Below are 21,222 nucleotides of genomic sequence, written 5' to 3'. Positions count from 1 at the left end.
AGACTCAGGTCAGGACGAAATCCGTCACCACCGGGGGTTGGCCGAGCGGCGCCAGGCCGGCCATCTCGCAGACCGAAAGCTCGATGGTGTGACACAGAGAATCGAGCGCCAGGTCGTTGGCTTCGGTGCCGAACGGTTCCTCGATCTGCTCGCCGATCATTTCCAGCGCCAAAAAGGTATAGGCGACAAAGGTGGCAATCAACGGTGTGAGCCAGCCGATGCTGGTCGCCAGCCCGACTGGCAGCAACAGGCAATAGACCATCACCGTCCGGTTCATCAGCACCCGGTAAGTATAGGGAATCGGCGTACTGGCAATCCGCTCGCAAGCCCCCGAGGTATCGGCCAACACATTCAGGCTCTTATCGATGGCAAATAGCTGCATTTCGGAAAGCTGCCCCTGGCGCCGCAGATCGGCCACCAGATGAGCCAGCGACAGCAGGATGATCTGCGGCTGGAAGCGGGCGGCACTGACCTCGGCCAGCAAAGCCCCTTCCAGGCGCAAGGCCAGATCGCCCGCGGCATCGGTTTGCCTTAACTGGTGCTTCAAGGCATAGGCAAAAGCTGCTACCCGGCGCACCGTCGCCGCCCGAACCGGCTCGTATTCACGCCCGGGCAAGCTGCTGCACACCTGCCGCACCAGCGAACGCGCCACCACCAGCAGGCCGCCCCATTGCTTGCGCGCCTCCCAGAAGCGGTCGTAACTGACCGAGTTGCGAAAGCCGAGGAAAATGGCCAGCGCCACCCCCATCAGCGTGAAGGGCGGGATACTCAGTGCCGAATTGGCATGGACGCTCATCCACCACTCGCGACTCAGCACGCTGATCACCGAAACCGCTAGGACCAGCGCCAGCCGGCCGATGATGTCCGGCAAGACGGAGCCGCGCCAGACGAAAAGCAGGCGGAACCAGTGGTGGCGGGGACGAACGATCATGGCGGACGATATCCTGATGACGAAAAGCAAAAAGCCGCCAATCCTCGGATTAAAGCGGCTTTTTCAGCTTCTAAACAAACATGGTGCCCAGGAAGGGACTCGAACCCCCACACCTTTCGGCGCCAGAACCTAAATCTGGTGCGTCTACCAATTTCGCCACCTGGGCAGGCGGCGCGCATTCTAACACTGTCCTGGCCTTCACCTCTATACTTCCGGCCCCATGCCGGTCGACCACTACGAAAACTTTCCCGTTGCCTCGCTGTTGCTGCCTGCGAAATTGCGCCGGCCGATCGAGGTTATCTACCGTTTTGCGCGCAGCGCCGATGACATTGCCGACGAGGGCGATGCCGAGCCGGCCGAGCGTCTGGCCGGCCTGGCCGCCTACCAGGCGGAACTGGATCGGATCGCCGCCGGACACGTGCCGCACAGTGCAATGTTCGTCGCCCTGGCCGAAGTCATTGAGCAGTACCGCTTGCCGATCCAGTTGTTCCGCGACCTGCTCGATGCCTTTGCCCAGGACGTGGTCAAGAAGCGCTACGCCGACTACCCGGAACTGCTCGATTATTGCCGCCGTTCGGCCAACCCGGTCGGCCGGCTGGTGTTGCATCTGTTCGGCCGGACCGAAGCCGAATACCTGGAACAATCCGACTGCATTTGCAGCGCCCTGCAATTGATCAATTTTTGGCAGGATGTTGCGGTCGACTGGCAAAAGGACCGGGTTTACATTCCGCAGGCCGATCTCCCGCAGTTCAAGGTTGGCGAGAACGACATCGCCGCCAGCCGTTGGTCCGCCAACTGGGCGGCGCTGATGGATTTCGAGATCGACCGCGCCCGGGCATTGATGCTGCGCGGTGCGCCGCTCGTGCACGCCCTGCCCGGCCGTCTCGGCTGGGAAATCCGCCTGACCATCCAGGGCGGCCTGCGCATCCTCGACAAGCTGCGCCAGGTGCGCGGCGATGTCTTCCACCGCCGGCCCAAACTCGGCAAATGGGACTGGCTGGTTCTCGCCAGCCGTTCCCTTACAATGTAGCCCCATGAGCCCAGAACAATACTGCCAGGAGAAGTGCGCCGCCAGCGGCTCCTCCTTCTATTACAGCTTCCTTTTTCTGCCCGTCGAGCGTCGGCGCGCCATCATGGCGCTGTATGCCTTCTGCCGCGAAGTCGATGACGTGGTCGATGAGTGCCACGACATCTCCATCGCCTCGACCAAACTGACTTGGTGGCGCCAGGAGGTCGAGCGCGTCGCCAGCGGCGAGCCGACCCATCCGGTCGGCTTGGCCCTGAAGGCGGTCGGCGGCCAGTTCAATCTGCCCAAGGAACAGCTGTTGGAAATCATCGACGGCATGGAGATGGATCTGCAGCAGTCGCGCTACCTCGATTTCAAGGGGCTCTCACTGTATTGCTACCGCGTCGCCAGCGTCGTCGGCCTGCTCGCCGCCGAGATCTTCGGCTTTAAGGACCGGCAGACGCAGAAATACGCGCACGACCTGGGCATGGCCTTCCAGCTCACCAACATCATCCGCGACATCGGCGAGGATGCCCGGCGCGGCCGCATCTACATCCCGATGGACGAACTGAAGCAGTTCAACGTACCGGCCGCCGACATTCTGAATGGCAAGTATTCGGACAATTTCACGGCGCTGATGAAGTTCCAGACCGAACGGGCCGAGCAATACTACGCGCAGGCTTTTGCCCAGTTACCGGCCGTCGACCGCAAGAGTCAGCGTCCCGGCCTGATCATGGCGGCGATCTACCGTACCTTGCTCGACGAGATCAAGCGCGAGAACTACCAGGTGCTGCACCAGCGCATCGCGCTGACCCCGGTACGCAAGATCTGGATCGCCTGGAAGACCTGGGCGTTTGCCTGATCAACGTACCAAGGTCGCCGTCATCGGCGGCGGCTGGGCCGGCCTGGCCGCTGCCGTCGAACTGACGGCGGCCGGTATCGACACCACGCTGTTCGAAGCTGGCCGCGTGGTGGGTGGGCGGGCTCGCACGGTCAGCATCGACGGCCGCAAGCTGGATAACGGCCAGCACATCCTGCTCGGCGCCTACCGCGAAACCCTGGCCCTGATGCGCCGGCTGGGCGCCGACCCCGAACGGCTGTTCGAACGCCGGCCGCTGCAGGTCATCGAGCCGGATGGCTTCCATCTCGCCCTGCCCCGCTGGCCGGCGCCACTCAATGTCGCCTGGGGGCTGCTGACGGCCAAGGGCGTCGGCCTGCGCGAGAAACTCGCCACTGCATGGTGGATGGAAGGCATCAAGGCCAAAAAATTCCAGCTAGACAACGACACGACGGTCGCCGCCTGGCTCGATGCCGCCGGACAAACCGGCCGCCTGCGCCGGCATCTGTGGGAACCGCTCTGCCTCGCCGCGTTAAACACGCCGGCCGAACAGGCCTCGGCGCAACTGTTCGCCAATGTGCTGCGCGACAGCCTGGGCAGTGCACGCCGGGCCGATACCGACCTGCTGCTGCCGCGCGTCGATTTCGGCCAGTTGCTGGCGGAGCCGGCGCGCGACTGGCTGCTCGCCCATGGCGCCGAAATCCGGACGGGGACGCGGATCGAGGAACTAGCCGCAGGCGAGCACGGCGTCGACATCGACGGCTGCCGCTTTGATGGCACCATCATTGCCACTGCCGCCCAGCATGCGACCAAGCTCTGGCCGGCGCTAACCGCCCGCTACGACTACGAGCCGATTGCTACGGTCTACCTGCAATTCGGGGCAAAAACCGGGTTGCCTTTCCCGCTCATCAACCTGGCCGGAAAACACGGCCAGTGGGTGGTCGACCGCGGCAATGGCCTCCTCGCCTGCGTCCTGAGCGGCCATGGTGCCTGGGAATCGCTCGACGACGGGGCGCTGGCCGAAACGCTGCAGGCCGAACTCGGCCTGGGCGAAAAGGCGAGCTGGCAGAAAGTCATCCGCGAAAAACGCGCCACCCTGTCGGCCCGCCCCGGCCTGCTGCGCCCGGGCTGCAGCACGGCGCACTCCAGAGTTTTCCTGGCCGGCGACTACACTTGGGCCGACTATCCGGCGACGCTGGAAGGCGCCGTCCGCAGCGGGCTGCGCGCCGCCCGCCGAATCATTGACCGGGAGCTCGCACCGGCTTGGTGAAACCCCCTATAGCGCCCACCCCCGACGCGGTTTAGTGTCGCAGCATAAAAATTTCCGGAGACAACATGTTCATCATTCGCCATCTGGCGCTCGGCTTGCTGGGCGCCCTCACCCTCGGCGCGGCAAGTGCCGAACCGATCCGCATCGCCGTGACCGGGCCGTTCACCGGCTCGTCGGCGCCGATGGGCCTGTCGATGCTGGCCGGCGTCCGCATCGCGGCCGAGGAGATCAACCTCGGCGGCGGCATTTTCGGGCGCCGCATCGAACTGGTCGAACGCGACGACAAGGCCGATCCGGAGACCGGCAAGAAAGTCGTGCAGGAAGTCATCGAAAAGGAAAAAGTGGTAGCCGGCCTCGGCTTCATCAATACCGGTGTCGCCATGGCCGCCCAGCGCCTTTACCAGGATGCCCGCATCCCGGTCATCAACAACGTCGCCACCGGCGCCCGCATCGTCGGCCAGTTCAAGGCCCCGGAATTTCCCGAGAGCTACCTGTTCCGCAACTCGGCCAGCGACGCCATCCAGTCGGCAATGATTGTTCGTGATGCAACCGAACGTCGCCATTTCAGCAAGCTGGCCATCTTCCACGACACCACCGCCTATGGCGAACAGGGCCGCGAGCAATTGCTCGAACAGCTGGCCCAGCGCAACCTGAAACCGGTCGCCGTCGAAAGCTTCAAGCTCGGCACCACCGATTTGTCGGCCGCGCTGAAACGGGCCAAGGATGCCGGCGCCGAAGCCATCCTGACTTACGCCATCGGCCCCGAACTGGCCAGCATCGCCAACGGACGGGCCAAGCTGGGCTGGAACGTGCCGATGATCGGCAGCTGGCCGCTGTCGCTGCCCAACTTCATCGAGGCGGCCGGCAAGAACGCCGAAGGCGCCCGCATGCCGCAAACCTTCATCGAAGAGGCCAACAATTCGCGGCGCACTGGTTTCATCGTCGCCTACCACCAGGCCAACCAGACCAAGCGCATCCCGTCGGCGGTGTCCGCCGCCCAGGGCTACGACTCGGTGTATCTGCTGATCGGCGCAATGATCCAGGCTGGCGGCACCGAGGGCACCAAGGTCCGGCAGGCGCTGGAAAACCTGAACAAGCCGGTTTATGGGGTGATCACGACCTACGATCACCCGTTCAGCGCCGGCGACCATGAGGCGCTTTCCGAAAACATGGTGGTGATGGGCGAAGTCAAGAACGGACGCATCGCCTATGCCTATGCCGATGACGAACGGCGCAGCCTGCTGATCCAGAAGAAACCGAAAAAATAGGCCTCAGGCGGCCAGTTGCCCGCACTGGATGCGCAAGATACGGCCGCAACGGGCAGCGATTGCCTCGTCATGGGTGACCAGGATCAGCGTCGTGCCCTGCCGGGCATTCAAGTCGAACATCAGTTCGATGATCTGCTGCCCGGTGGCCGCATCGAGATTGCCGGTCGGCTCGTCGGCCAGCACCAGGCGCGGCGACGGGGCAAAGGCGCGGGCCAGCGCCACCCGCTGCTGCTCGCCGCCGGAAAGATGCTTGGGATAGTGCTTCAGCCGATGCGCCAGGCCGACCCGGTTCAGCCAGTCGCTGGCGGCTGCGACCATAGAAACAGAGGCTGGCCCCAGGGTGGACGCCTTGAAACCGGCCAATTCCAGCGGCAGCATGACGTTTTCCAGCGCATTCAGCGAGGGTAGCAACTGGAAAGACTGGAAAACGAAACCGAGCAACTTGCCGCGCTGCTTGGCTCGTTCATCCTCGTCGAGCGCAGCCAGCGCCACGCCATCGAGGCGGATTTCGCCGGCGGTCGGCACATCGAGCCCGGCCAGCAGGCCGAGCAGGGTCGACTTGCCGGAGCCCGAAGCACCGACAATGGCGACTGTTTCACCCGGTTGCACCGAAAAGGAAATATCCTGCAGTATCGTCAGCGGCTCGCCGCCGTTGTCGACCGTCTTGCCCAACCCCACCACTTCAACGACCGGTTTCTCTGCCATGCGGCTTTTCCTCTTGCTGTTTGCCCTGCTTTGCTCAGCCCCGGCGGCCTTCGCCGGCAAAACCATCCTAGTCATCGGCGACTCGCTGTCCGCCGGCTATGGCATTCGTCCCGAACAGGCCTGGCCGGCGCTGCTCGGCAAACGCCTGGCCGAAAAGCGTTTCGATTATAGCGTCGCCAATCTGTCGATCTCCGGCGAAACCACGGCCGGCGGCCGCAGCCGTCTGCTGCCGGCACTGAAACAGCATCAGCCTGCCATCGTCATCATCGCCCTCGGCGCCAATGACGGCCTGCGCGGCCTGTCGCTGGCCCAGATGCGGGACAACCTGAAGGCAATGAACGACGCCGCCCGGACGGCCGGCGCGCGGGTCATGCTGGTCGGCATGCGTCTACCGCCCAATTACGGCCCCTACGCCGCCGAATTTGAGCGCAACTATGCCGAACTGGCGGCGAACGGAAAAAGCACCTTTCTGCCTTTCCTGCTCGAACCGGTCGCCGCCCAGGCCGCCTACTTTCAGGCCGACAATCTACATCCGACTGCCGCAGCACAGCCCTTGATTCTCGATCATGTCTGGGCCAGCCTGCAGCCCTTGCTAAAATAGACGGATGAAACAGAATCGCCCGACCGTCGCCGACCTTGCGGCCTACGATGAAATCATCGATGTCCGCTCCCCCGCCGAATTTGCCGAGGACCACATCCCCGGCGCCATCAACTGCCCGGTACTCGACGACGCCCAGCGTGCCGAAGTCGGCACGCTGTACAAGCAGGTTTCCCCATTCGAAGCCAAGAAGATCGGCGCCGCGCTGGTCTCCGAAAACATCGCCCGCCACTTGCGCGAGCGCTTTCTCGACCGGCCGAAATCCTGGAAACCGCTGATCTACTGCTGGCGCGGCGGCGATCGCAGCGGCTCGATGACGACGATTTTTCGCGCCATCGGCTGGCCCGCCGGGCAACTGGATGGCGGCTACAAGGCCTGGCGCGGCCACGTCATCGCCGAATTGGCCCGCCTGCCGCAAAACCTCGATTTCCAGGTTGTCTGCGGCCCGACCGGCAGTGCCAAAACCCGTATCCTGCAAGCCATCGGCCAGTTGGGTGGGCAGGTCCTCGATCTCGAAACCCTGGCCTGCCACAAAGGCTCGGTGCTCGGCGTCCTGCCCGGCCAGCCGCAACCAGCCCAAAAGAGCTTTGAAACCAGCCTGCTGCAGGCAATTGCCGCCTTCGACCCAGCCCGCCCGGTCTACGTCGAAGCCGAGAGCCGCAAGATTGGCCGCCTGCACCTGCCCGACGCCCTGCTCGAACGCATCCGGCTCGGCAATTGCCTGAACATCGAGGCCAGCACCGAAGCCCGCGTCGCCTTCCTGCTCCATGACTACGATTATTTCCTGCACGACCCGGCTTTCCTGGTCGAACGACTGGAGCCGCTGCGCGGCCTGCAGAGCAAGGAAACAATGAGTCGCTGGCTGAACCTGATCGAAAGCGGCCACTGGTCCGAACTGGTGCGCGAACTGCTCGATCTGCACTATGACCCGCACTACCGACGCTCGCAGGACAGGAATTACACCGGCATGCAGGACCCTGCCTGCTTCACGACAGACGATCTTTCAGCCGCCGGCATCGAACGGCTGGCCGCGGCCATCACTCAGGGACGCTGCGCGCACACCGCCTGACGCATGGCCGGCTTCGGCGTTGCGGTATAGCCTTCGTCGAAGGCGATTTCACGCCAGCCGGCCACCGCCACGCGTTCGCGCAACTCGCCAGGCTGGAGCAGGAACTTCGCGCTGGACGGCTTGCCGTAGGCTTCGTTACCGACCATGAAGGTTTCGTAGATCAGCACACCGCCCGGCGCCAGCAAGGCCAACAGATCGGCAAATCGCGGCCGCCACAGGTAGTTGGTGACGACGATGCCGGCAAACTGGCGCCCGGCCAATGGCCATTCGTCGCCTTCCAGATCGGCCTGCAATGTTTCGATGCCGGGCAGCCCGTACAGGCCGGCCAGCGCCTCGGCATCGCGGTCGACCGCCAGCACCGGGTGCCCGAGACTGGCCAGCAGGCGGCTGTGACGCCCGCTGCCGCAAGCCAGATCAAGCACCCTGGCGCCTGGCGCAAAGTAGCCGAGATGGCCGGCCACCCAAGGTGATGGAGGTATGATCCGGGCCATTTCGTTCAGGGAGTCGGTCATGTCGGAAGTCGTCGTTGCGGAAAATGGACAAGGAAGATACCAGCAGGAAGTACTTGCCGGCCAGCATCGGCTGATTGCCGACGAGCCGGCGAGCATCGGCGGCGCCGATGCCGGCCCGGCCCCTTTCGATTTCCTGATGAGCGGTCTCGGCGCCTGCACCTCGATGACGCTGCGCATGTACGCCGAGCGGAAAGGCCTGCCGCTGACCCGGATCAGCGTTGCCCTCAGGCACGACAAGATCGATATCGATGGCGTCGCTCGCGACCGCATTACGCGGGAAATCACGCTCGAGGGCGAGCTCCTGCCGGAACACCGCCGCCGCCTTCTCGAAATTGCCAACCGCTGCCCGGTACACCGCGCCCTTTCTCACTCCATGACGCTCGATTGCGCACTGAGCGAATAGTCAATAACCCCACCTCTGCAATGGCATTCACCATGTCTTTGTGCCAGAATCGTGCGATGCACAATAACAGCCTAACAAGGGGCCTGCCATGCTTGAACAGCACTATCTGACTTCATTATTCGAACCCAAATCGGTGGCTGTGATTGGCGCCTCCGACCGTGAAAACTCGGTCGGCAACGTCATTTTCAAGAACATTCTGAATCAGGGCTACAAGGGCAAGCTGTACGCCATCAACCCCAAGCATGAGACGATCCAGGGCCAGCCGGCCTACAAGTCGATCGAGGAAATCGGCGCCCGGGTCGAGACGGCGATCATCGCCACCCGGCCGCAAACCGTCCCCCATATCATCGAACAATGCGGCCGCAGCGGCGTCCGCAACGCCATCATCATTGCCGCCGGCTTTTCCGAGGCCGGCCACATCGGCGCCGCGCTCGAACGCAAGGTGATCGAGATCGCCCGTTCCTACAACGTGCGCATCCTCGGCCCCAACTGCCTCGGCATCATCCGCCCCGAACTCGGGCTGAACGCCACCTTCACCAAGATCACCGCCAACCCGGGCAACCTGGCCCTGGTCTCGCAGTCTGGCGCCATGTGCTCGGCGGTGCTCGACTGGGCCAAGGCCAATCAGGTCGGCTTTTCCTCGGTCATTTCGCTGGGCATGACGGCCGACATCGATTTCGGCGAAATTCTTGACTACCTGATTTACGACAGCCGCACGCACTACATCCTGATGTACGTCGAAGGCATCCGCAATGCCCGCCGCTTCATGAGCGCCCTGCGGTCGGCCGCCCGTATCAAGCCGATCATCCTGCTCAAGGCCGGTCGCCACGAAGCCGGCTCGGTTGCCGCCGCAGCCCACTCCGGCATGGCCGCCGTCTCCGATACCGTGTTCGATGCAGCCGTCCGCCGGGCCGGCGTCGTCCGCGTCCGTAACGTCGGCCAGTTGTTCTATGCCGCCAAGGCGCTCGCTTCCAAATTCCGCCCGCAGGGCAGCCGTCTCGCCATCATCACCAACGGCGGTGGCCCCGGTGCCATGGCCGCCGACCGCGCTGGCGACCTCGGCATTCCGCTGGCCCAGCTCTCGAACGAGACGATGGCCGCGCTCAACAAGTTCCTGCCGATCGGCTGGTCGCACGGCAATCCAATCGACATTGGCGGCGATGCGACACCGGAGCGCTACCGCGACACCATCCTCGCCGTGACCCATGACGCAAATGTCGACAGCACGCTGGTCATGCTGTCGCCGCAGGCAATGACCGAACCGATGGAAGTCGCCAAGGCGATCATCGAAGTCGCCGACAAGCTGAACCGTTCGCTGATCTGCTGCTGGATGGGCGAAGAACAGGTGGCCGGCGCCCGCAAGCTGCTCGAAGATGCCGGCATTCCGGCCTTCCGTATGCCGGAAACGGCGATCGAGCTGTTCCATCACATCTCCAAGTACTACAGCAACCAGAAGCTGCTGCTGCAGACGCCGGAACCGACCCGCCAGCAACGCCCGGAAACCGAAGGCGCCAAGATGCTGATCGAGGCGCTGCTCGCCGAACGGCGCAAGGTGCTGTCGGAAATGGAATCGAAAGCCATCCTGCGTGCCTTCAAGGTGCCGGTGGCGCAGACCATGGTTGCCCGCACCGCGACCGAAGCGCTGCTGCTGGCCGAGCAGATCGGCTTCCCGATCGCCATGAAGGTCGATTCGCCGGACCTGCCGCACAAGTCGGATGCCGGCGGCGTTCGCCTGAACATCCAGAATGCACCAGCTGTCCGCAACGCCTACCACGACATCATTGATACCGTCCAGAAGCGTCACCCAACCGCCAAGATCAACGGGGTCTCGATCGAACCGTTCCTGTCGCGCCCGAATGGTCGGGAGCTGATGATCGGCGTCTTCCGCGACCCGATTTTCGGGCCGGTCATCACCTTCGGCGCCGGCGGTTTCGACGTCGAGATCTTCAGCGACCGCTCGGTCGCCCTGCCGCCGCTCAACAAGTTCCTGGCCAAGGATCTGATCGATTCGACGCGCGCCTCGAAGATTCTCGACCAGTTCCACAACATGCCGCCGGTCGACCGCGAAGCGATCAAGGAAGTGCTGCTCTGCATCTCCGAAATGGTCTGCGAACTGCCGTGGATCGTCGAACTCGACCTCAACCCGCTGATCGTCGATGAAGAAGGCGCCATCGCCGCCGATGCCCGCATCGTCATCGACCATGCGACCGGCGCCAGCGGCGACCGCTACGCCCACATGGCGATCTACCCCTACCCGGTGCATCTGGTGCAGGAATGGCAGATGAACGACGGCAAGGTCGTCACCATCCGCCCGATCCGCCCGGAAGATGCAGAGCTGGAGCAGGAGTTCGTCAAGAACATGTCGGACGAATCGCGCTACTACCGCTTCATGGACACCCTGCGCGAGCTGACCCAGACCATGCTGGTCCGTTTCACGCAAATCGACTACGACCGCGAAATGGCCCTGGTGGCAACGATCAACGACGACGAAGGCAAGGAATCGCAGATCGGTGTTTCGCGCTACGTGGTCAATCCGGATGGCGAATCGGTCGAGTTCGCGCTGGCCGTCGGCGACGGCTGGCAGAAATGCGGTGTCGGCCGCAAGCTGATGACGGCGCTGATCGACTGTGCCCGCTCCAAGGGCTACCGCGCGGTGGTCGGCGACGTGTTGTCGACCAATACCAAGATGTTCCGCCTGATGACCAGCCTCGGCTTCACCATCCATCCGCACCCGGACGACACCGCCGTCAAGCGCGTCGTCAAGCCGCTGACGGGCTAGGCGCCCAACGCTTGTCGCTCCTGCCCCGGCGGGAGCGACGGCAACAAAAAAGCCGGTCGAAAGACCGGCTTTTCATTTCGACGTCCGACGGCGAATTATTCGCCGAAGAAATTCACGTCGTAGGGGTAAGGCTTCTGCGCTACCTTGGAGGTCGCATTGCGCGTCGAGGTATCGACATCCTGCTTCTTGTCCCACCACAGGGCGCGGCCGGCCTTTTGGTCTTCGCCCCAGGCCGGGTTCTTTTCCAGCTGTTCGTTCATCCACTTCGTGTGATCAGACACGTAGCTCGTATTTACGTCACCCATTTGGCTGCTTTCCTCAAGCTAATCAAGACAATGCCGCGATTCTAGCACGTCAGTGGAAGACGATGGGACGAGCGCTACCGGCACAGTAGTCTTCGAGAAAGGCATCGATGGTTTCCTCGTCACGCTCGGCTTCCGGAATCTCTTCCATCGCGTGCTGGAAATGCCAGGCCGACGGCCCGCGCAGGAAAAGTGTGCTCAGCGCATCCTTGTCGAACAACTCCAGCCCCTGTTCGGCCGGGTAAGCCAGAATCCAGAAGTGCTCACTGCTGTAGATGACATTCATCGCACACCTCCAATCAACGAAGCCTCAAGTCTGTTAACGGCTGATCCGGCCATCCCTGTAGCCCAAGTTTAAGCGACGGCCAGAAATAGCAGGTGGAGGAATGGGAAAAATATGACACCCTAGCGTGCGTCGGCTTGCGTCTAGTTCGCTCTCCTGGCAGCCGCGCCCCAGAGATCTTCATGAAAAACAACGCCCAAGGCCTTCCTTCCCCCTTCGTTCCTGTCGCCAATTCAAAGGTGGCCCAGATCGCCCCGGACATCCCCGACTATCTGCAAAAAGTCTATTGGTGGGCCTACCTGCATCCAAATGCGGTCCGCTTCTTCGAGCGCGAATGGCTGGTCAACCTGATTCTATGGGGCAATTTCAGTCGCCTGCGCGATGCCGCACTGGGCGAACTCGGCGACACGATCGAGCATCGCCTGCTACAGGTGGCCTGTGTCTATGGCGACTTTAGCCAGCGTATCGCCGCCCGGCTCGGTACAGCCGGCCGGCTGGACGTCGTCGACGTCGCGCCCATCCAGCTCGCCAACCTGCGCCGCAAACTGGCTGACGACACGCGCATCCACCTGCACCGGCAGGATGCCAGCGCCCTGCATTTCGCCGATGCCAGCTTCGACGCCAGCCTGCTCTTCTTTCTGCTACACGAGCAGCCGGAGGCAGTCCGCCGGGCAACGCTGGCCGAAGCGCTGCGGGTGACCCGGCCGGGCGGCAAAGTCGTCATCGTCGATTATCACAAGCCGAAACGCAGCAATCCGCTGCGTTACGTGATGAAAGCCGTGCTCAGTATGCTCGAGCCTTTTGCCGACGACCTCTGGCGGCAGGAAATCACCAGTTACCTGCCGACCACATTCAGTTCAGCTGGCGTGAGCAAGAGCACCTGCTTCGGCGACCTTTACCAGAAGGTCGTGATTACCGTTTGAGCCAGCCGGCGCCGGAATTTACCCTTTTCCGGCGGTCGACCGCAGCCATCGATCGAAAATCAGATCTTGAAGCGCCCGACGATGGCCTGCATCTCGTGCGCCGTCCGGTCCATCGACTCGGCGGCCTGCGAGGTTTCGTGGGCGATGGCGCTGGCCTCCTCGGACTGCGTCGCGATCTGCTCGATGCGCACGGCAACATCGGTTGATGCCGCCGACTGTTCGCGCAGGCCATTATTGACCTCGCGCACGACATCGGCCACCTGCTGCGCCATTTCGCGCAGGTGGGCAATCGACTGCCCGGCCTGCTGCGCCAGCACGACACTGCTGTCGGCCAGTTCCACCCCTTGCGCGACACCGCTCACCACCTGTCCGGTCGATTGCTGGATAGCATTGACCATGCCGGTGATTTCGCCGGTCGACACAGCCGTCCGTTCGGCCAGCTTGCGTACTTCGTCGGCCACCACCGCAAAACCGCGCCCGGCTTCACCGGCCCGTGCCGCCTCGATCGCGGCATTGAGGGCAAGCAGGTTGGTCTGGTCGGCAATGTCGCGAATAACCGCGACGATGCTCGAAATCTTCTCGGACTCCTGCTTCAGTTCGTTGATCTGGCCGGCCGCGTTGCGCACCACATTGGCCACCTTGTTGATCTGGCCGACCAGTTCCTCGATCGCCAGATTGCCCTGATGCGCCTGCTCGTCGGAGGCATTGGCCAGCCGCGACGCTTCGTTGGTATTGTCCGAAACGTGGTTGATCGAGACAGTCAGTTCCTCGACATTGGCCGCGATGGCCGAGGCCGCACTACTCTGCACCGAGGACGACTGGTCGATCAGTTGCACCGCATGGTTCAGGGAATTGGACGCGGTCAGAATCTGTTCGGCGCTGGTCAAGGTTTCGCCCATCGCGCTGCGCAGCGATTGCTGCACGTCGCCGACGGCACCGACCAGTTTGCCGACCTCGTCGCTACTCGCCCGTGGCAGCTCGCCACGCAAGTCGCCCTGGGCGATCAGGCGAGCGGCAGCAACCGCGGCATCGAGCTGACTGCCCATGCGGCGGGCGATCAGGTAGGAGACCAGCAAGGCCAGCACGATACCGAGCGCCAGCGCGCTAAAGCCACCAACCAGGGCAGAATTGACGTGCGCCTCGGCACTGCTTGAGGCCGCTTCGGAACCGGTGCGGTTGAGCTTGACCAGTTCGTCGGTCTTGTCACGCATGCGATTGGCGGCCGCGACCCACTCCGCCTTGCGCAACTGCTGCGCCTGCTCTTCGTTGCCAGCCTTGGCCAGGGCAATGGCCTTGTCGACGACAATCCGATAATCGGTCGCCGCCTGGACGACCGATTGATAGATCAGCCGCTCCTGCTCGGAAGCGATCAACTTTTCATAGCCTTTCAGGGCTTCGCGCACCGACTCGTCGAGCTTGCCCAGGCTGCTTTCGATCTTCGCCTTCTCATCGGCACTGCCCGGCAGCATGTATTCCAGGCTGCGGACCCGATAGCGCAGGCGCAGCTGGCTGATTTCACCGACCGCCTGCATCGAGGGCAGCCAGTTCTTGGCAATTTCCTCGGTATCCTTGCCGACCGACCGGATCTGCATGACACAGAACACCACGGCGACGATCAGCACGCCGCCGCTCGCGAGAAAGTTGAGCAGCAGCTTGTAACGCAACGAAAGATTGTCGAACCAGGCCATTTTTTGTCCCTCCTTGAATGTTCTTATATTGGATATTCCGCGCCATCTTGTTGGGTGGCAGGTCATGCAACGATGCTAAACCCCGGTAGATTGCATTTCAAGTAAAAACAACAAATTCATCAATGATTAAAACCAAGCCGCCCGGCGCTCTGCCAGGCCACCCTGGCTCAGGCCCCGAGGGTCATCAGTGTCGTGTTGCCGCCTGCAGCGGTGGTATTCACCGTCAACACCCGCTCGACCAGCATCCGGTACAAAGGGTAGCGACCGCTACCCGTCGGCTGCAAAAGCTGGATCAACGCGCCCGGTTCGCAGGCCAGACGCAGACGCAAACGGGCCGCCTCCGCCGGCGGACCGACAAACAGCACGCCGGCCAGGCCGGCAAAGCCGGGCGCAGCCCGGATGGCGATCCCGGCCGCCAGATTCGTCGGCAGCTTGCCGAGCACGGCCCGGCTGAGCGGCGTATCCGGCAATGCCGCCTGATTGCCGGTGGCGAAAACCGCCGCCAACTGACGCAGCACGCCGTCTTCATCGGCAGCCAGGCAAAGCATCAAGCCGCGTGCAGCAAAGCGCAGGGTATTGCGCTCACCGGTCGGCCCCGGCAGATCGATGCGGGCGCGCCAGGGTGAAAGTTCGGCATATTCGGTACACAGCTGAGCCAGTTCGCGCCGGCCGGCAACAAAAGCCCATTCGGCCAGTTGCCGGAAAGCGGAGTCGACCGCCAGCGGCGCATCGCCCGGCAGGCAACCGATCGCGGCCGGCAGGACACGCTCGCTGTCGACCAGCCGATGCAGGTAGAGCGGCCCGCCCGCCTTCGGCCCGGTGCCGGACAAGCCTTCGCCGCCAAAGGGCTGGACCCCGACCACGGCGCCGACCATGTTGCGATTGACGTAGATGTTGCCGACATGGGCGCTGCTGCTGACCAACTGCACGGTCTCGTCGATCCGGCTGTGCAGGCCGAGCGTCAGCCCGTAGCCGGTGCCATTGATGGCGTCGAGCAGGCGCGGCAGTTTGTCGCCAGCGAAGCGCAGGACGTGGATGACCGGGCCGAAGACCTCGCGCTGCAGGTCGGCCAGCGAATCGATCTCGATCAGCGTCGGCGGCACGAAGCTGCCTTCGGCACACGCCGCCGGCAGCGGCAACTGGAAGACTGCCCTGCCCTTGGCCCGCATGCGTTCGATATGGGCGAGCAGGCCGGCCTGCGCCTCGCTGTCGATGACCGGGCCGATGTCGGTGGCCAGTTGCGCCGGGTTGCCGAGCTGCAGTTCCTGCATCGCCGCCTTCAGCATTTCCAGGACGTGATTGGCAATATCGGTTTGCAGGCAGAGCACGCGCAGGGCCGAACAACGCTGGCCGGCGCTGTCGAAACCGGATGCCAGAATGTCGAGCACGACCTGCTCGGGCAACGCCGAGGAATCGACGATCATCGCGTTCTGACCGCCGGTTTCGGCGATCAGCCGGACGCCGTCGCGGCCGGCGATGCTCTGGTTGATCAGTTGCGCCACCTCAGTCGAGCCGGTGAACACGACACCGCGTACCCGTGCATCGGCGGTCAGCGCGGAACCCACCGTCTCGCCCGGTCCGGGCAGGAACTGCAGGACCGCACGCGGAATGCCGGCGGCGTGCAGCAGTTCGACGGCGAACGCGGCGATCAGCGGCGTCTGCTCGGCCGGCTTGGCGATTATCGGGCTACCGGCAGCAAGTGCGGCGCTGACTTCGCCGATGAAGATGGCGAGCGGGAAATTCCACGGGCTGATGCAGACGACGACGCCGGGGGCCGCGGCGGCCGGTTGAAAATGGCCGTTTACAAGCTGTTGACCGTAGTAACGGCAGAAATCGACCGCCTCGCGCACTTCGGCCAGCGCGTTAGCCCAGGTTTTGCCGGCTTCGCGGATGCACAGGCTGAGCAGTTCCGGCCGCCGGGCTTCGAGCAGATCGGCCGCCCGCGACAGCGCCGCGGCGCGTTCGGCCGGCGGCGTCTGGTGCCAGGATTCGACGCAGGCCTGGGCACTGGCCAGCGCACTTTCGATCTGCGCCGGCCCGGCGTCGCGCACTGTCCCGACCTGCTCCAGCCGATTGGCCGGGTTGAGCACCGGACGCGGTGGCGCATCGGTATTGGCCGGCGCGCCAGCCGCCAGCAAGGGTCCGGCCTGCCAATGGCGATTGGCCAGACTCGCCAATTCATTTTCCAGCGAAGCCAGCGTCGGCTCATCCGTGAGGTCGAGGCCACTCGAATTGAGGCGTCCGCTGCCATACAGTTGGCGCGGCAAGTGGATCGCCGGGTGCCGCCCGCCGCCTTCGCGGCGGACCTGGGTCAGCGGCTCTTCGATCAGTTCGTCGATCGAGACCGCAGGATCGACAATGCGATTGACGAAAGAGCTGTTTGCCCCGTTTTCCAGCAGGCGGCGCACCAGGTAGGGCAGCAGCGTTTCATGGGTGCCGACCGGCGCGTAGATGCGGCAGGGCTTGCCGAGGTTCTCCGGACCGACGACATTGTCGTAGAGCGGCTCGCCCATGCCATGCAGGCACTGGAACTCGTAGTCGTCGATGCCGGCCGCCTTGGCCATCTGGAAGACCGCCGACAGCGTATGTGCGTTGTGCGTCGCGAACTGCGGGTAGATGGCGTCGGGCGCGGCGAGCAGGCGGCGGGCGCAGACCAGATAGGCGAGGTCGGAATGCGACTTGCGGGTATAGACCGGGTAATCTGCCAGGCCATCGACCTGGGCGCGCTTGATTTCGCTGTCCCAATAGGCCCCCTTGACCAGGCGGACCATCAGCCGGCGCTGGCTGCGCCGGGCTAGATCGACCAACAGGTCGATGACGAAGGGACAACGTTTCTGGTAGGCCTGGATGACGAAGCCGAGGCCATGCCAGCCGGCCAGGTCGGGGTCGCCGGCCAGCTCTTCGAGCAGGTCGAGCGACAGTTCGAGGCGATCCGCCTCCTCAGCATCGATATTGAGGCCGATGTCGTAGTGCCGGGCGAGTTGCAGCAGGCGCTTCAGGCGCGGCCCCAGCTCGGCCATCACCCGCGCCCGCTGGCTGCGGGCATAGCGCGGGTGCAGCGCCGACAGCTTGACCGAAATGCCCGGCCCGGCCTTGATGCCGCGCCCGGCACTGGCCTGGCCGATGGCGTGGATGGCCGCTTCGTAGGCCTGGAAATAGCGCTCGGCATCGGCCGCGGTCAGCGCCGCTTCGCCGAGCATGTCGAAGGAGTGCGTATAGCCGCGCGCCTCGTTGTGCTGGCTGCGACTGAGCGCCGCCGCGATGTTCTCGCCCATGACGAATTGCTGGCCGAGCAGGCGCATCGCAAAATCGACGCCCTTGCGGATCAACGGCTCGCCGCCCTTGCTCAGCAGCCGGCTCAGCGCATTGCCGAGTGCCCCATGGTTGTGGGTGGCGACCAGCTTGCCGGTCAGCATCAGGCCCCAGGTCGCGGCATTGACGAACAACGACGGGCTGCCGCCGAGGTGCGATTTCCAGTCGCCGTGGCTGATTTTGTCGCGAATCAGGCGGTCGACCGTAGCACTGTCCGGAATCCGCAGCAGGGCTTCGGCCAGGCACATCAGGGCAACGCCTTCCTGGCTGGACAGCGAGAATTCGTGCATCAGGTGATCGACGCCGCTGGCATGGCTGCGCTGCCGGCGCACCGCCTCGACCAGCCCCCGGGCACGCTGCCCGACCGCCGCCGGATCGCCGGGCCAGCCTTCCAGTTCAGTGACCAGCGCCCGCACGCAAGCCGCTTCGTCGCGCCGGCAGGCCTCGCGTATTGCATCGCGCAACAGGCGGCTCATCGGGCGACTCCCTGATCGAGATGACCGAGGGAGATGGCAGCCGAATCCTTGAGTTCTTCCATCACCGGATAGCTGTGCGTTTCACGAATGCCGGGAACACCCGACAGCACGACGCCGAGGAAATTGCGGTAGGCCAGCATGTCCGGCACCCGAACCTTGAGCAGATAATCGTAGCCGCCGGCCACCATGTGGCATTCCTGGATTTCCGGAATGGCCTGTACCGCGGTGCGAAAATCCGTGAACACTTGCTGTGAGGTGCGTTCGATGCTGATCTGGACGAATACGGTCAGCCCGAGACCGAGCGCCGCCGGCGCCAGGCGGGCCGAGTAGCCGGCGATGAAACCTTCCGCCTCGAGCGACTTGACGCGCTCCAGACAAGGCGTCGGACTCAGCCCGACCTGCTTGGCCAGCGCCACGTTGGTGGTCCGGCCGTCGGCCTGCAAGGCGGCCAGGATATCAAGATCGATTTGATCGAGTTTATGCATGTTGGTCTCCGAGATTTGATCAGGCACCGGCCAGTTCGACGGCGCGTTGGTGGGCGGCACGAACACTGGCTGCGACGGCCCGCGGCAGGGCATCTGGCTGTTCCAGTGCGCCCAGGCCGGCTTCGGTCGTGCCGCGCGGGCTGCAAACCGCTGCCTTCAGAGCAGCCGCCGGCCGACCATCCTGCTGCAACAGGCTGGCCGCGCCGATGAAAGTCTGGCTGGCCAGATGCAGCGCCAGTTCGGCCGGCAGCCCCTCGGCCTCGCCGGCCTTGGCCAGTTGCTCGACCAGCGCGAAAAAATAGGCCGGGCCGCTGCCGGCAATCGCCGTCGCCGCATCGATCAGCCCCTCGCTGGCGACCCAGGCGGCTTGGCCGACTGCATTGAAGACCGCCGCGCAGGCAGCGACATCGACTGCCGCAGGGGAATCGGCATAGAGCGTGGTCATGCCCTGGCCGACGACAACCGGTAAATTGGGCATGGCACGGACCAGGCGGCGATGCCCATCGAGCAGTTGGGACAAACGGGCCAGCCCGACACCGGCGGCTACCGAGATGACCAGCGCACTGCGCAGCAAGGGAATGAGTTCAGCGAGCGCCGAGCCGAGCACCTGCGGCTTCAGGGCGAGAATGACGAGATCCGGCTGCCAGCCGGCCAGTTCAGCCTGCGTCCGGCGGACCGCGACAGGACTGCCGGGCGGCAGCAAGGAGTGGGCGCGCTCCGGGTCGCGATCAAGGGCGAAAACTTCGGCCGCCGGATGAGCGGCCGCAAAACCCGCCGCCAGCGCCGCCCCCATGTTGCCGCAGCCGACGACCAGTAGTTTTTGAACTATCTCCACGCTTGCACTCCTTTAGTCAAATCGACGCCATAACAGCGCCATTGACAGAAGTCTATGCTGCGATTTTTTAAATTACAAGTTTTTTAAACTTAACTTAAACAATAATTCAGACAACAGAACTAAGCGATATTCACAGTCCAGCACAAAAAACTTTTTCCAGGATTCTTTTCAGTGAAATCGACTGAAAGGAGGCTTACTGGATAATAAAGCTGGTGAAAAAAACATCTTTCACCCCGGTCTTTTCAGTCTCGTGCAGCAAATGATTGACTGTGTCGATAATCTCGATCATCAGATCCTTCTTCCCCTTCAAGGTAAGCAAGACATCGGGATTCGCGCTGGACAGCAACAGGATCAGCGCATGCTGGATCTTCGGCTTGTTGATGGCGACATCGTGATCGACCTCGGGCTTGGCACCTTCGAAAACCATCTGGACCTGCAGATACTTGCCCCCATTCGAAGGATCGCCCAGATTGACCACAAATTTGTAAGGCTCGGGACCGGAGGGGCCGGCATCGCTGGCCAGTACGGCAGGCATCAGCCAGACGGACAACAAAAGGCAGGCAAGGGTCTTGAACAGGGCGGAAAAATGTTTCATCGGGAGGTCATCTGGTTGGCGGGTCGGCCTGCACTATCCAGCCCCCCGGGAGTCATCGAATCGTCGTACCCGGCGATGATACCCCGGTCCGATGACAAGCGGCTCAGCCCTGCGTCGCGGCAGGCTTCTTTTCACCGGCCGCCACGGCAAACGGCAACCAGTTTTCCGGCGGCGGCAGCGGGCAAGTCGCGAAAGGGGTGAAGGCGCACGGCGGATTGTAGGCCCGGTTGAAATCGAGGCTGATTTTGCCGTCGACCGGCGGATTCGCCTTCAGGAAGCGCCCGGCACCATAGGTCTGCCCGCCGCTGCTCCGGTCGCGAAAAACGAAGAAGACCTCATGCTCGCCTACCGCCATAGGCAACAACGCAACCTCCTGTCCGGCCACATCGAACACTGCCCGATGGGCGACTTCGACACTCTTCAGATCGCCGCTCGCATTGGGCACTTCCATCTGCAGCGGCGGCGAGATTGCCTGCCAGTCGGCGACGATGCGCCAGGCCGGATCATCGTCGAAATAGCTGAGGCCGGCGAAGGGCTTGTTCATTGCCCAGTCGCGGTCGCGCACACGCACGGCCAGGCGACCCTCGCGGTCGACAATGAAAAAGGACAGGTTTTCACAGTCCACCACCGATGGTCGGCCGAGGCGGTCGGTTTGCAACTCTCGCTCCTCACCTGCCGCCGGTTGCCAGAAAATGCGATCGCCCGCCCAGCGCAGATCGCCCAGATGCAGCGGCCCCGCCGGAAGGCAGACGACACAATCACCGCCATTGCCCACCCGGTTGATTCCCGGCTCCGGCCAGAACAGGCCAACCAGCCCCAACCAGCTATCCGGCGAACTCAACTCGGCATGGCGCCGGGCCTGCCAATGTTTCAGATCATCTTGCATTTCTTTACATTCCATTTGTTATCCAATCGGCCGATAATTCGTTAACTGCCTGAGCGGC

General features: G+C 63.4%; 20 protein-coding genes and 1 tRNA gene. 9 read left to right on the top strand and 12 right to left on the bottom strand.

Annotated features, from left to right (window positions below; all coding sequences use genetic code 11):
• Positions 1-4: 4 nt before the first annotated feature.
• Positions 5-931, bottom strand: coding sequence for a bestrophin family protein (locus GH663_RS05205; protein ID WP_153130614.1), 927 nt, complete (start codon positions 929-931; stop codon positions 5-7).
• Between the two features lie 81 nt (positions 932-1,012).
• Positions 1,013-1,097 (bottom strand) — tRNA-Leu (locus GH663_RS05200).
• Positions 1,098-1,151: 54 nt separating this feature from the next.
• Between GH663_RS05200 and hpnC the strand changes: the two genes are divergently transcribed.
• From hpnC to GH663_RS05180, 4 genes are all read left to right on the top strand, one after another.
• Positions 1,152-1,961, top strand: coding sequence for a squalene synthase HpnC (gene hpnC, locus GH663_RS05195; protein WP_153130613.1), 810 nt, complete (start codon positions 1,152-1,154; stop codon positions 1,959-1,961).
• 4 nt (positions 1,962-1,965) lie between these two features.
• Positions 1,966-2,799: a presqualene diphosphate synthase HpnD gene (gene hpnD, locus GH663_RS05190; protein ID WP_153130612.1), complete on the top strand. Its 834-nt coding sequence runs from the start codon at positions 1,966-1,968 to the stop codon at positions 2,797-2,799.
• Positions 2,792-4,045 carry a hydroxysqualene dehydroxylase HpnE gene (gene hpnE, locus GH663_RS05185; protein WP_153130611.1) on the top strand — a complete coding sequence of 418 codons (1,254 nt, stop codon included), beginning with the start codon at positions 2,792-2,794 and terminating at the stop codon, positions 4,043-4,045. The genes hpnD and hpnE overlap by 8 nt, the downstream gene beginning before the upstream one ends.
• A gap of 65 nt (positions 4,046-4,110) precedes the next feature.
• Positions 4,111-5,313 (top strand): ABC transporter substrate-binding protein, encoded by a 1,203-nt coding sequence (locus tag GH663_RS05180; protein ID WP_153130610.1) that lies wholly within the window; start codon positions 4,111-4,113, stop codon positions 5,311-5,313.
• Between the two features lie 3 nt (positions 5,314-5,316).
• Here GH663_RS05180 and GH663_RS05175 read toward each other — a convergent pair whose 3' ends face one another.
• Positions 5,317-6,018 (bottom strand): ABC transporter ATP-binding protein, encoded by a 702-nt coding sequence (locus tag GH663_RS05175; protein ID WP_211371062.1) that lies wholly within the window; start codon positions 6,016-6,018, stop codon positions 5,317-5,319.
• Between GH663_RS05175 and GH663_RS05170 the strand changes: the two genes are divergently transcribed.
• Positions 6,017-6,619 (top strand): arylesterase, encoded by a 603-nt coding sequence (locus GH663_RS05170; RefSeq protein ID WP_153130609.1) that lies wholly within the window; start codon positions 6,017-6,019, stop codon positions 6,617-6,619. The genes GH663_RS05175 and GH663_RS05170 overlap by 2 nt on opposite strands.
• 4 nt (positions 6,620-6,623) lie before the next feature.
• Entirely contained in the window at positions 6,624-7,685 is a 1,062-nt protein-coding gene (gene mnmH, locus GH663_RS05165) for a tRNA 2-selenouridine(34) synthase MnmH (RefSeq protein WP_153130608.1), read from the top strand.
• Here the strand turns inward: mnmH and GH663_RS05160 are convergent.
• Positions 7,658-8,197, bottom strand: coding sequence for a class I SAM-dependent methyltransferase (locus GH663_RS05160; protein ID WP_246181501.1), 540 nt, complete (start codon positions 8,195-8,197; stop codon positions 7,658-7,660). The two genes, mnmH and GH663_RS05160, sit on opposite strands and share 28 nt — an antisense overlap.
• On the opposite strand from GH663_RS05160, the gene GH663_RS05155 reads away from it, so the two are divergent.
• Together GH663_RS05155 and GH663_RS05150 are read left to right on the top strand one after the other, a co-directional pair.
• Positions 8,196-8,600, top strand: a complete 405-nt coding sequence (locus tag GH663_RS05155; RefSeq protein WP_066879673.1) for an OsmC family protein — start codon at positions 8,196-8,198, stop codon at positions 8,598-8,600. The two genes, GH663_RS05160 and GH663_RS05155, sit on opposite strands and share 2 nt — an antisense overlap.
• A gap of 88 nt (positions 8,601-8,688) precedes the next feature.
• Complete coding sequence (locus GH663_RS05150; RefSeq protein ID WP_153130607.1) at positions 8,689-11,379, top strand: bifunctional acetate--CoA ligase family protein/GNAT family N-acetyltransferase; 2,691 nt, start codon at positions 8,689-8,691, stop codon at positions 11,377-11,379.
• A gap of 95 nt (positions 11,380-11,474) precedes the next feature.
• Here the strand turns inward: GH663_RS05150 and GH663_RS05145 are convergent, their stop codons facing one another.
• Both GH663_RS05145 and GH663_RS05140 read right to left on the bottom strand, forming a co-directional pair.
• Entirely contained in the window at positions 11,475-11,684 is a 210-nt protein-coding gene (locus GH663_RS05145) for a DUF3460 family protein (protein WP_153130606.1), read from the bottom strand.
• Positions 11,685-11,733: 49 nt separating this feature from the next.
• A complete protein-coding gene (locus GH663_RS05140; protein ID WP_066879663.1) occupies positions 11,734-11,967 on the bottom strand; it encodes a DUF3567 family protein in 234 nt (77 codons plus the stop codon).
• Between the two features lie 179 nt (positions 11,968-12,146).
• Here GH663_RS05140 and rquA point away from each other — a divergent pair, with 179 nt between their 5' ends.
• Complete coding sequence (gene rquA / locus GH663_RS05135; protein ID WP_153130605.1) at positions 12,147-12,887, top strand: rhodoquinone biosynthesis methyltransferase RquA; 741 nt, start codon at positions 12,147-12,149, stop codon at positions 12,885-12,887.
• Positions 12,888-12,946: 59 nt separating this feature from the next.
• On the opposite strand, the gene GH663_RS05130 is transcribed toward rquA, so the two are convergent.
• The 6 genes from GH663_RS05130 to GH663_RS05105 all read right to left on the bottom strand — a co-directional run bounded on the left by GH663_RS05130 (position 12,947) and on the right by GH663_RS05105 (position 21,164).
• Positions 12,947-14,575 carry a methyl-accepting chemotaxis protein gene (locus tag GH663_RS05130; protein WP_153130604.1) on the bottom strand — a complete coding sequence of 543 codons (1,629 nt, stop codon included), beginning with the start codon at positions 14,573-14,575 and terminating at the stop codon, positions 12,947-12,949.
• Positions 14,576-14,742: 167 nt separating this feature from the next.
• The gene (gene putA, locus GH663_RS05125) at positions 14,743-18,363 is read right to left on the bottom strand and encodes a bifunctional proline dehydrogenase/L-glutamate gamma-semialdehyde dehydrogenase PutA (protein ID WP_153130603.1); all 3,621 of its coding nucleotides are present in this window, start codon (positions 18,361-18,363) and stop codon (positions 14,743-14,745) included.
• Entirely contained in the window at positions 18,360-18,848 is a 489-nt protein-coding gene (locus GH663_RS05120; RefSeq protein WP_153130602.1) for an Lrp/AsnC ligand binding domain-containing protein, read from the bottom strand. The genes putA and GH663_RS05120 overlap by 4 nt, the downstream gene beginning before the upstream one ends.
• A gap of 19 nt (positions 18,849-18,867) precedes the next feature.
• Positions 18,868-19,683: a pyrroline-5-carboxylate reductase gene (gene proC, locus GH663_RS05115; RefSeq protein WP_153130601.1), complete on the bottom strand. Its 816-nt coding sequence runs from the start codon at positions 19,681-19,683 to the stop codon at positions 18,868-18,870.
• Positions 19,684-19,876: 193 nt separating this feature from the next.
• Entirely contained in the window at positions 19,877-20,278 is a 402-nt protein-coding gene (locus GH663_RS05110; RefSeq protein WP_153130600.1) for a flagellar basal body-associated FliL family protein, read from the bottom strand.
• A 103-nt stretch (positions 20,279-20,381) separates the two neighbouring features.
• Complete coding sequence (locus GH663_RS05105; RefSeq protein ID WP_246181500.1) at positions 20,382-21,164, bottom strand: DUF1684 domain-containing protein; 783 nt, start codon at positions 21,162-21,164, stop codon at positions 20,382-20,384.
• Between the last annotated feature and the right edge of the window lie 58 nt (positions 21,165-21,222).

The sequence above is a fragment of the Dechloromonas hortensis genome, assembly GCF_009469765.1.
Taxonomy (GTDB): domain Bacteria; phylum Pseudomonadota; class Gammaproteobacteria; order Burkholderiales; family Rhodocyclaceae; genus Azonexus; species Azonexus hortensis.
This window is presented reverse-complemented; position numbering and strand designations above follow the sequence as displayed.

Coding starts and splice junctions, on each gene's coding strand:
- GH663_RS05120 (WP_153130602.1), bottom strand. CDS start 18,848: ATGCATAAACTCGATCAAATCGATCTTGATATCCTGGCCGCCTTGCAG.
- hpnD (WP_153130612.1), top strand. CDS start 1,966: ATGAGCCCAGAACAATACTGCCAGGAGAAGTGCGCCGCCAGCGGCTCC.
- GH663_RS05160 (WP_246181501.1), bottom strand. CDS start 8,197: ATGACCGACTCCCTGAACGAAATGGCCCGGATCATACCTCCATCACCT.
- GH663_RS05155 (WP_066879673.1), top strand. CDS start 8,196: ATGTCGGAAGTCGTCGTTGCGGAAAATGGACAAGGAAGATACCAGCAG.
- GH663_RS05130 (WP_153130604.1), bottom strand. CDS start 14,575: ATGGCCTGGTTCGACAATCTTTCGTTGCGTTACAAGCTGCTGCTCAAC.
- GH663_RS05180 (WP_153130610.1), top strand. CDS start 4,111: ATGTTCATCATTCGCCATCTGGCGCTCGGCTTGCTGGGCGCCCTCACC.
- GH663_RS05175 (WP_211371062.1), bottom strand. CDS start 6,018: ATGGCAGAGAAACCGGTCGTTGAAGTGGTGGGGTTGGGCAAGACGGTC.
- GH663_RS05170 (WP_153130609.1), top strand. CDS start 6,017: ATGCGGCTTTTCCTCTTGCTGTTTGCCCTGCTTTGCTCAGCCCCGGCG.
- rquA (WP_153130605.1), top strand. CDS start 12,147: ATGAAAAACAACGCCCAAGGCCTTCCTTCCCCCTTCGTTCCTGTCGCC.
- putA (WP_153130603.1), bottom strand. CDS start 18,363: ATGAGCCGCCTGTTGCGCGATGCAATACGCGAGGCCTGCCGGCGCGAC.
- mnmH (WP_153130608.1), top strand. CDS start 6,624: ATGAAACAGAATCGCCCGACCGTCGCCGACCTTGCGGCCTACGATGAA.
- GH663_RS05150 (WP_153130607.1), top strand. CDS start 8,689: ATGCTTGAACAGCACTATCTGACTTCATTATTCGAACCCAAATCGGTG.
- GH663_RS05205 (WP_153130614.1), bottom strand. CDS start 931: ATGATCGTTCGTCCCCGCCACCACTGGTTCCGCCTGCTTTTCGTCTGG.
- GH663_RS05110 (WP_153130600.1), bottom strand. CDS start 20,278: ATGAAACATTTTTCCGCCCTGTTCAAGACCCTTGCCTGCCTTTTGTTG.
- hpnC (WP_153130613.1), top strand. CDS start 1,152: ATGCCGGTCGACCACTACGAAAACTTTCCCGTTGCCTCGCTGTTGCTG.
- GH663_RS05140 (WP_066879663.1), bottom strand. CDS start 11,967: ATGAATGTCATCTACAGCAGTGAGCACTTCTGGATTCTGGCTTACCCG.
- GH663_RS05105 (WP_246181500.1), bottom strand. CDS start 21,164: ATGCAAGATGATCTGAAACATTGGCAGGCCCGGCGCCATGCCGAGTTG.
- GH663_RS05145 (WP_153130606.1), bottom strand. CDS start 11,684: ATGGGTGACGTAAATACGAGCTACGTGTCTGATCACACGAAGTGGATG.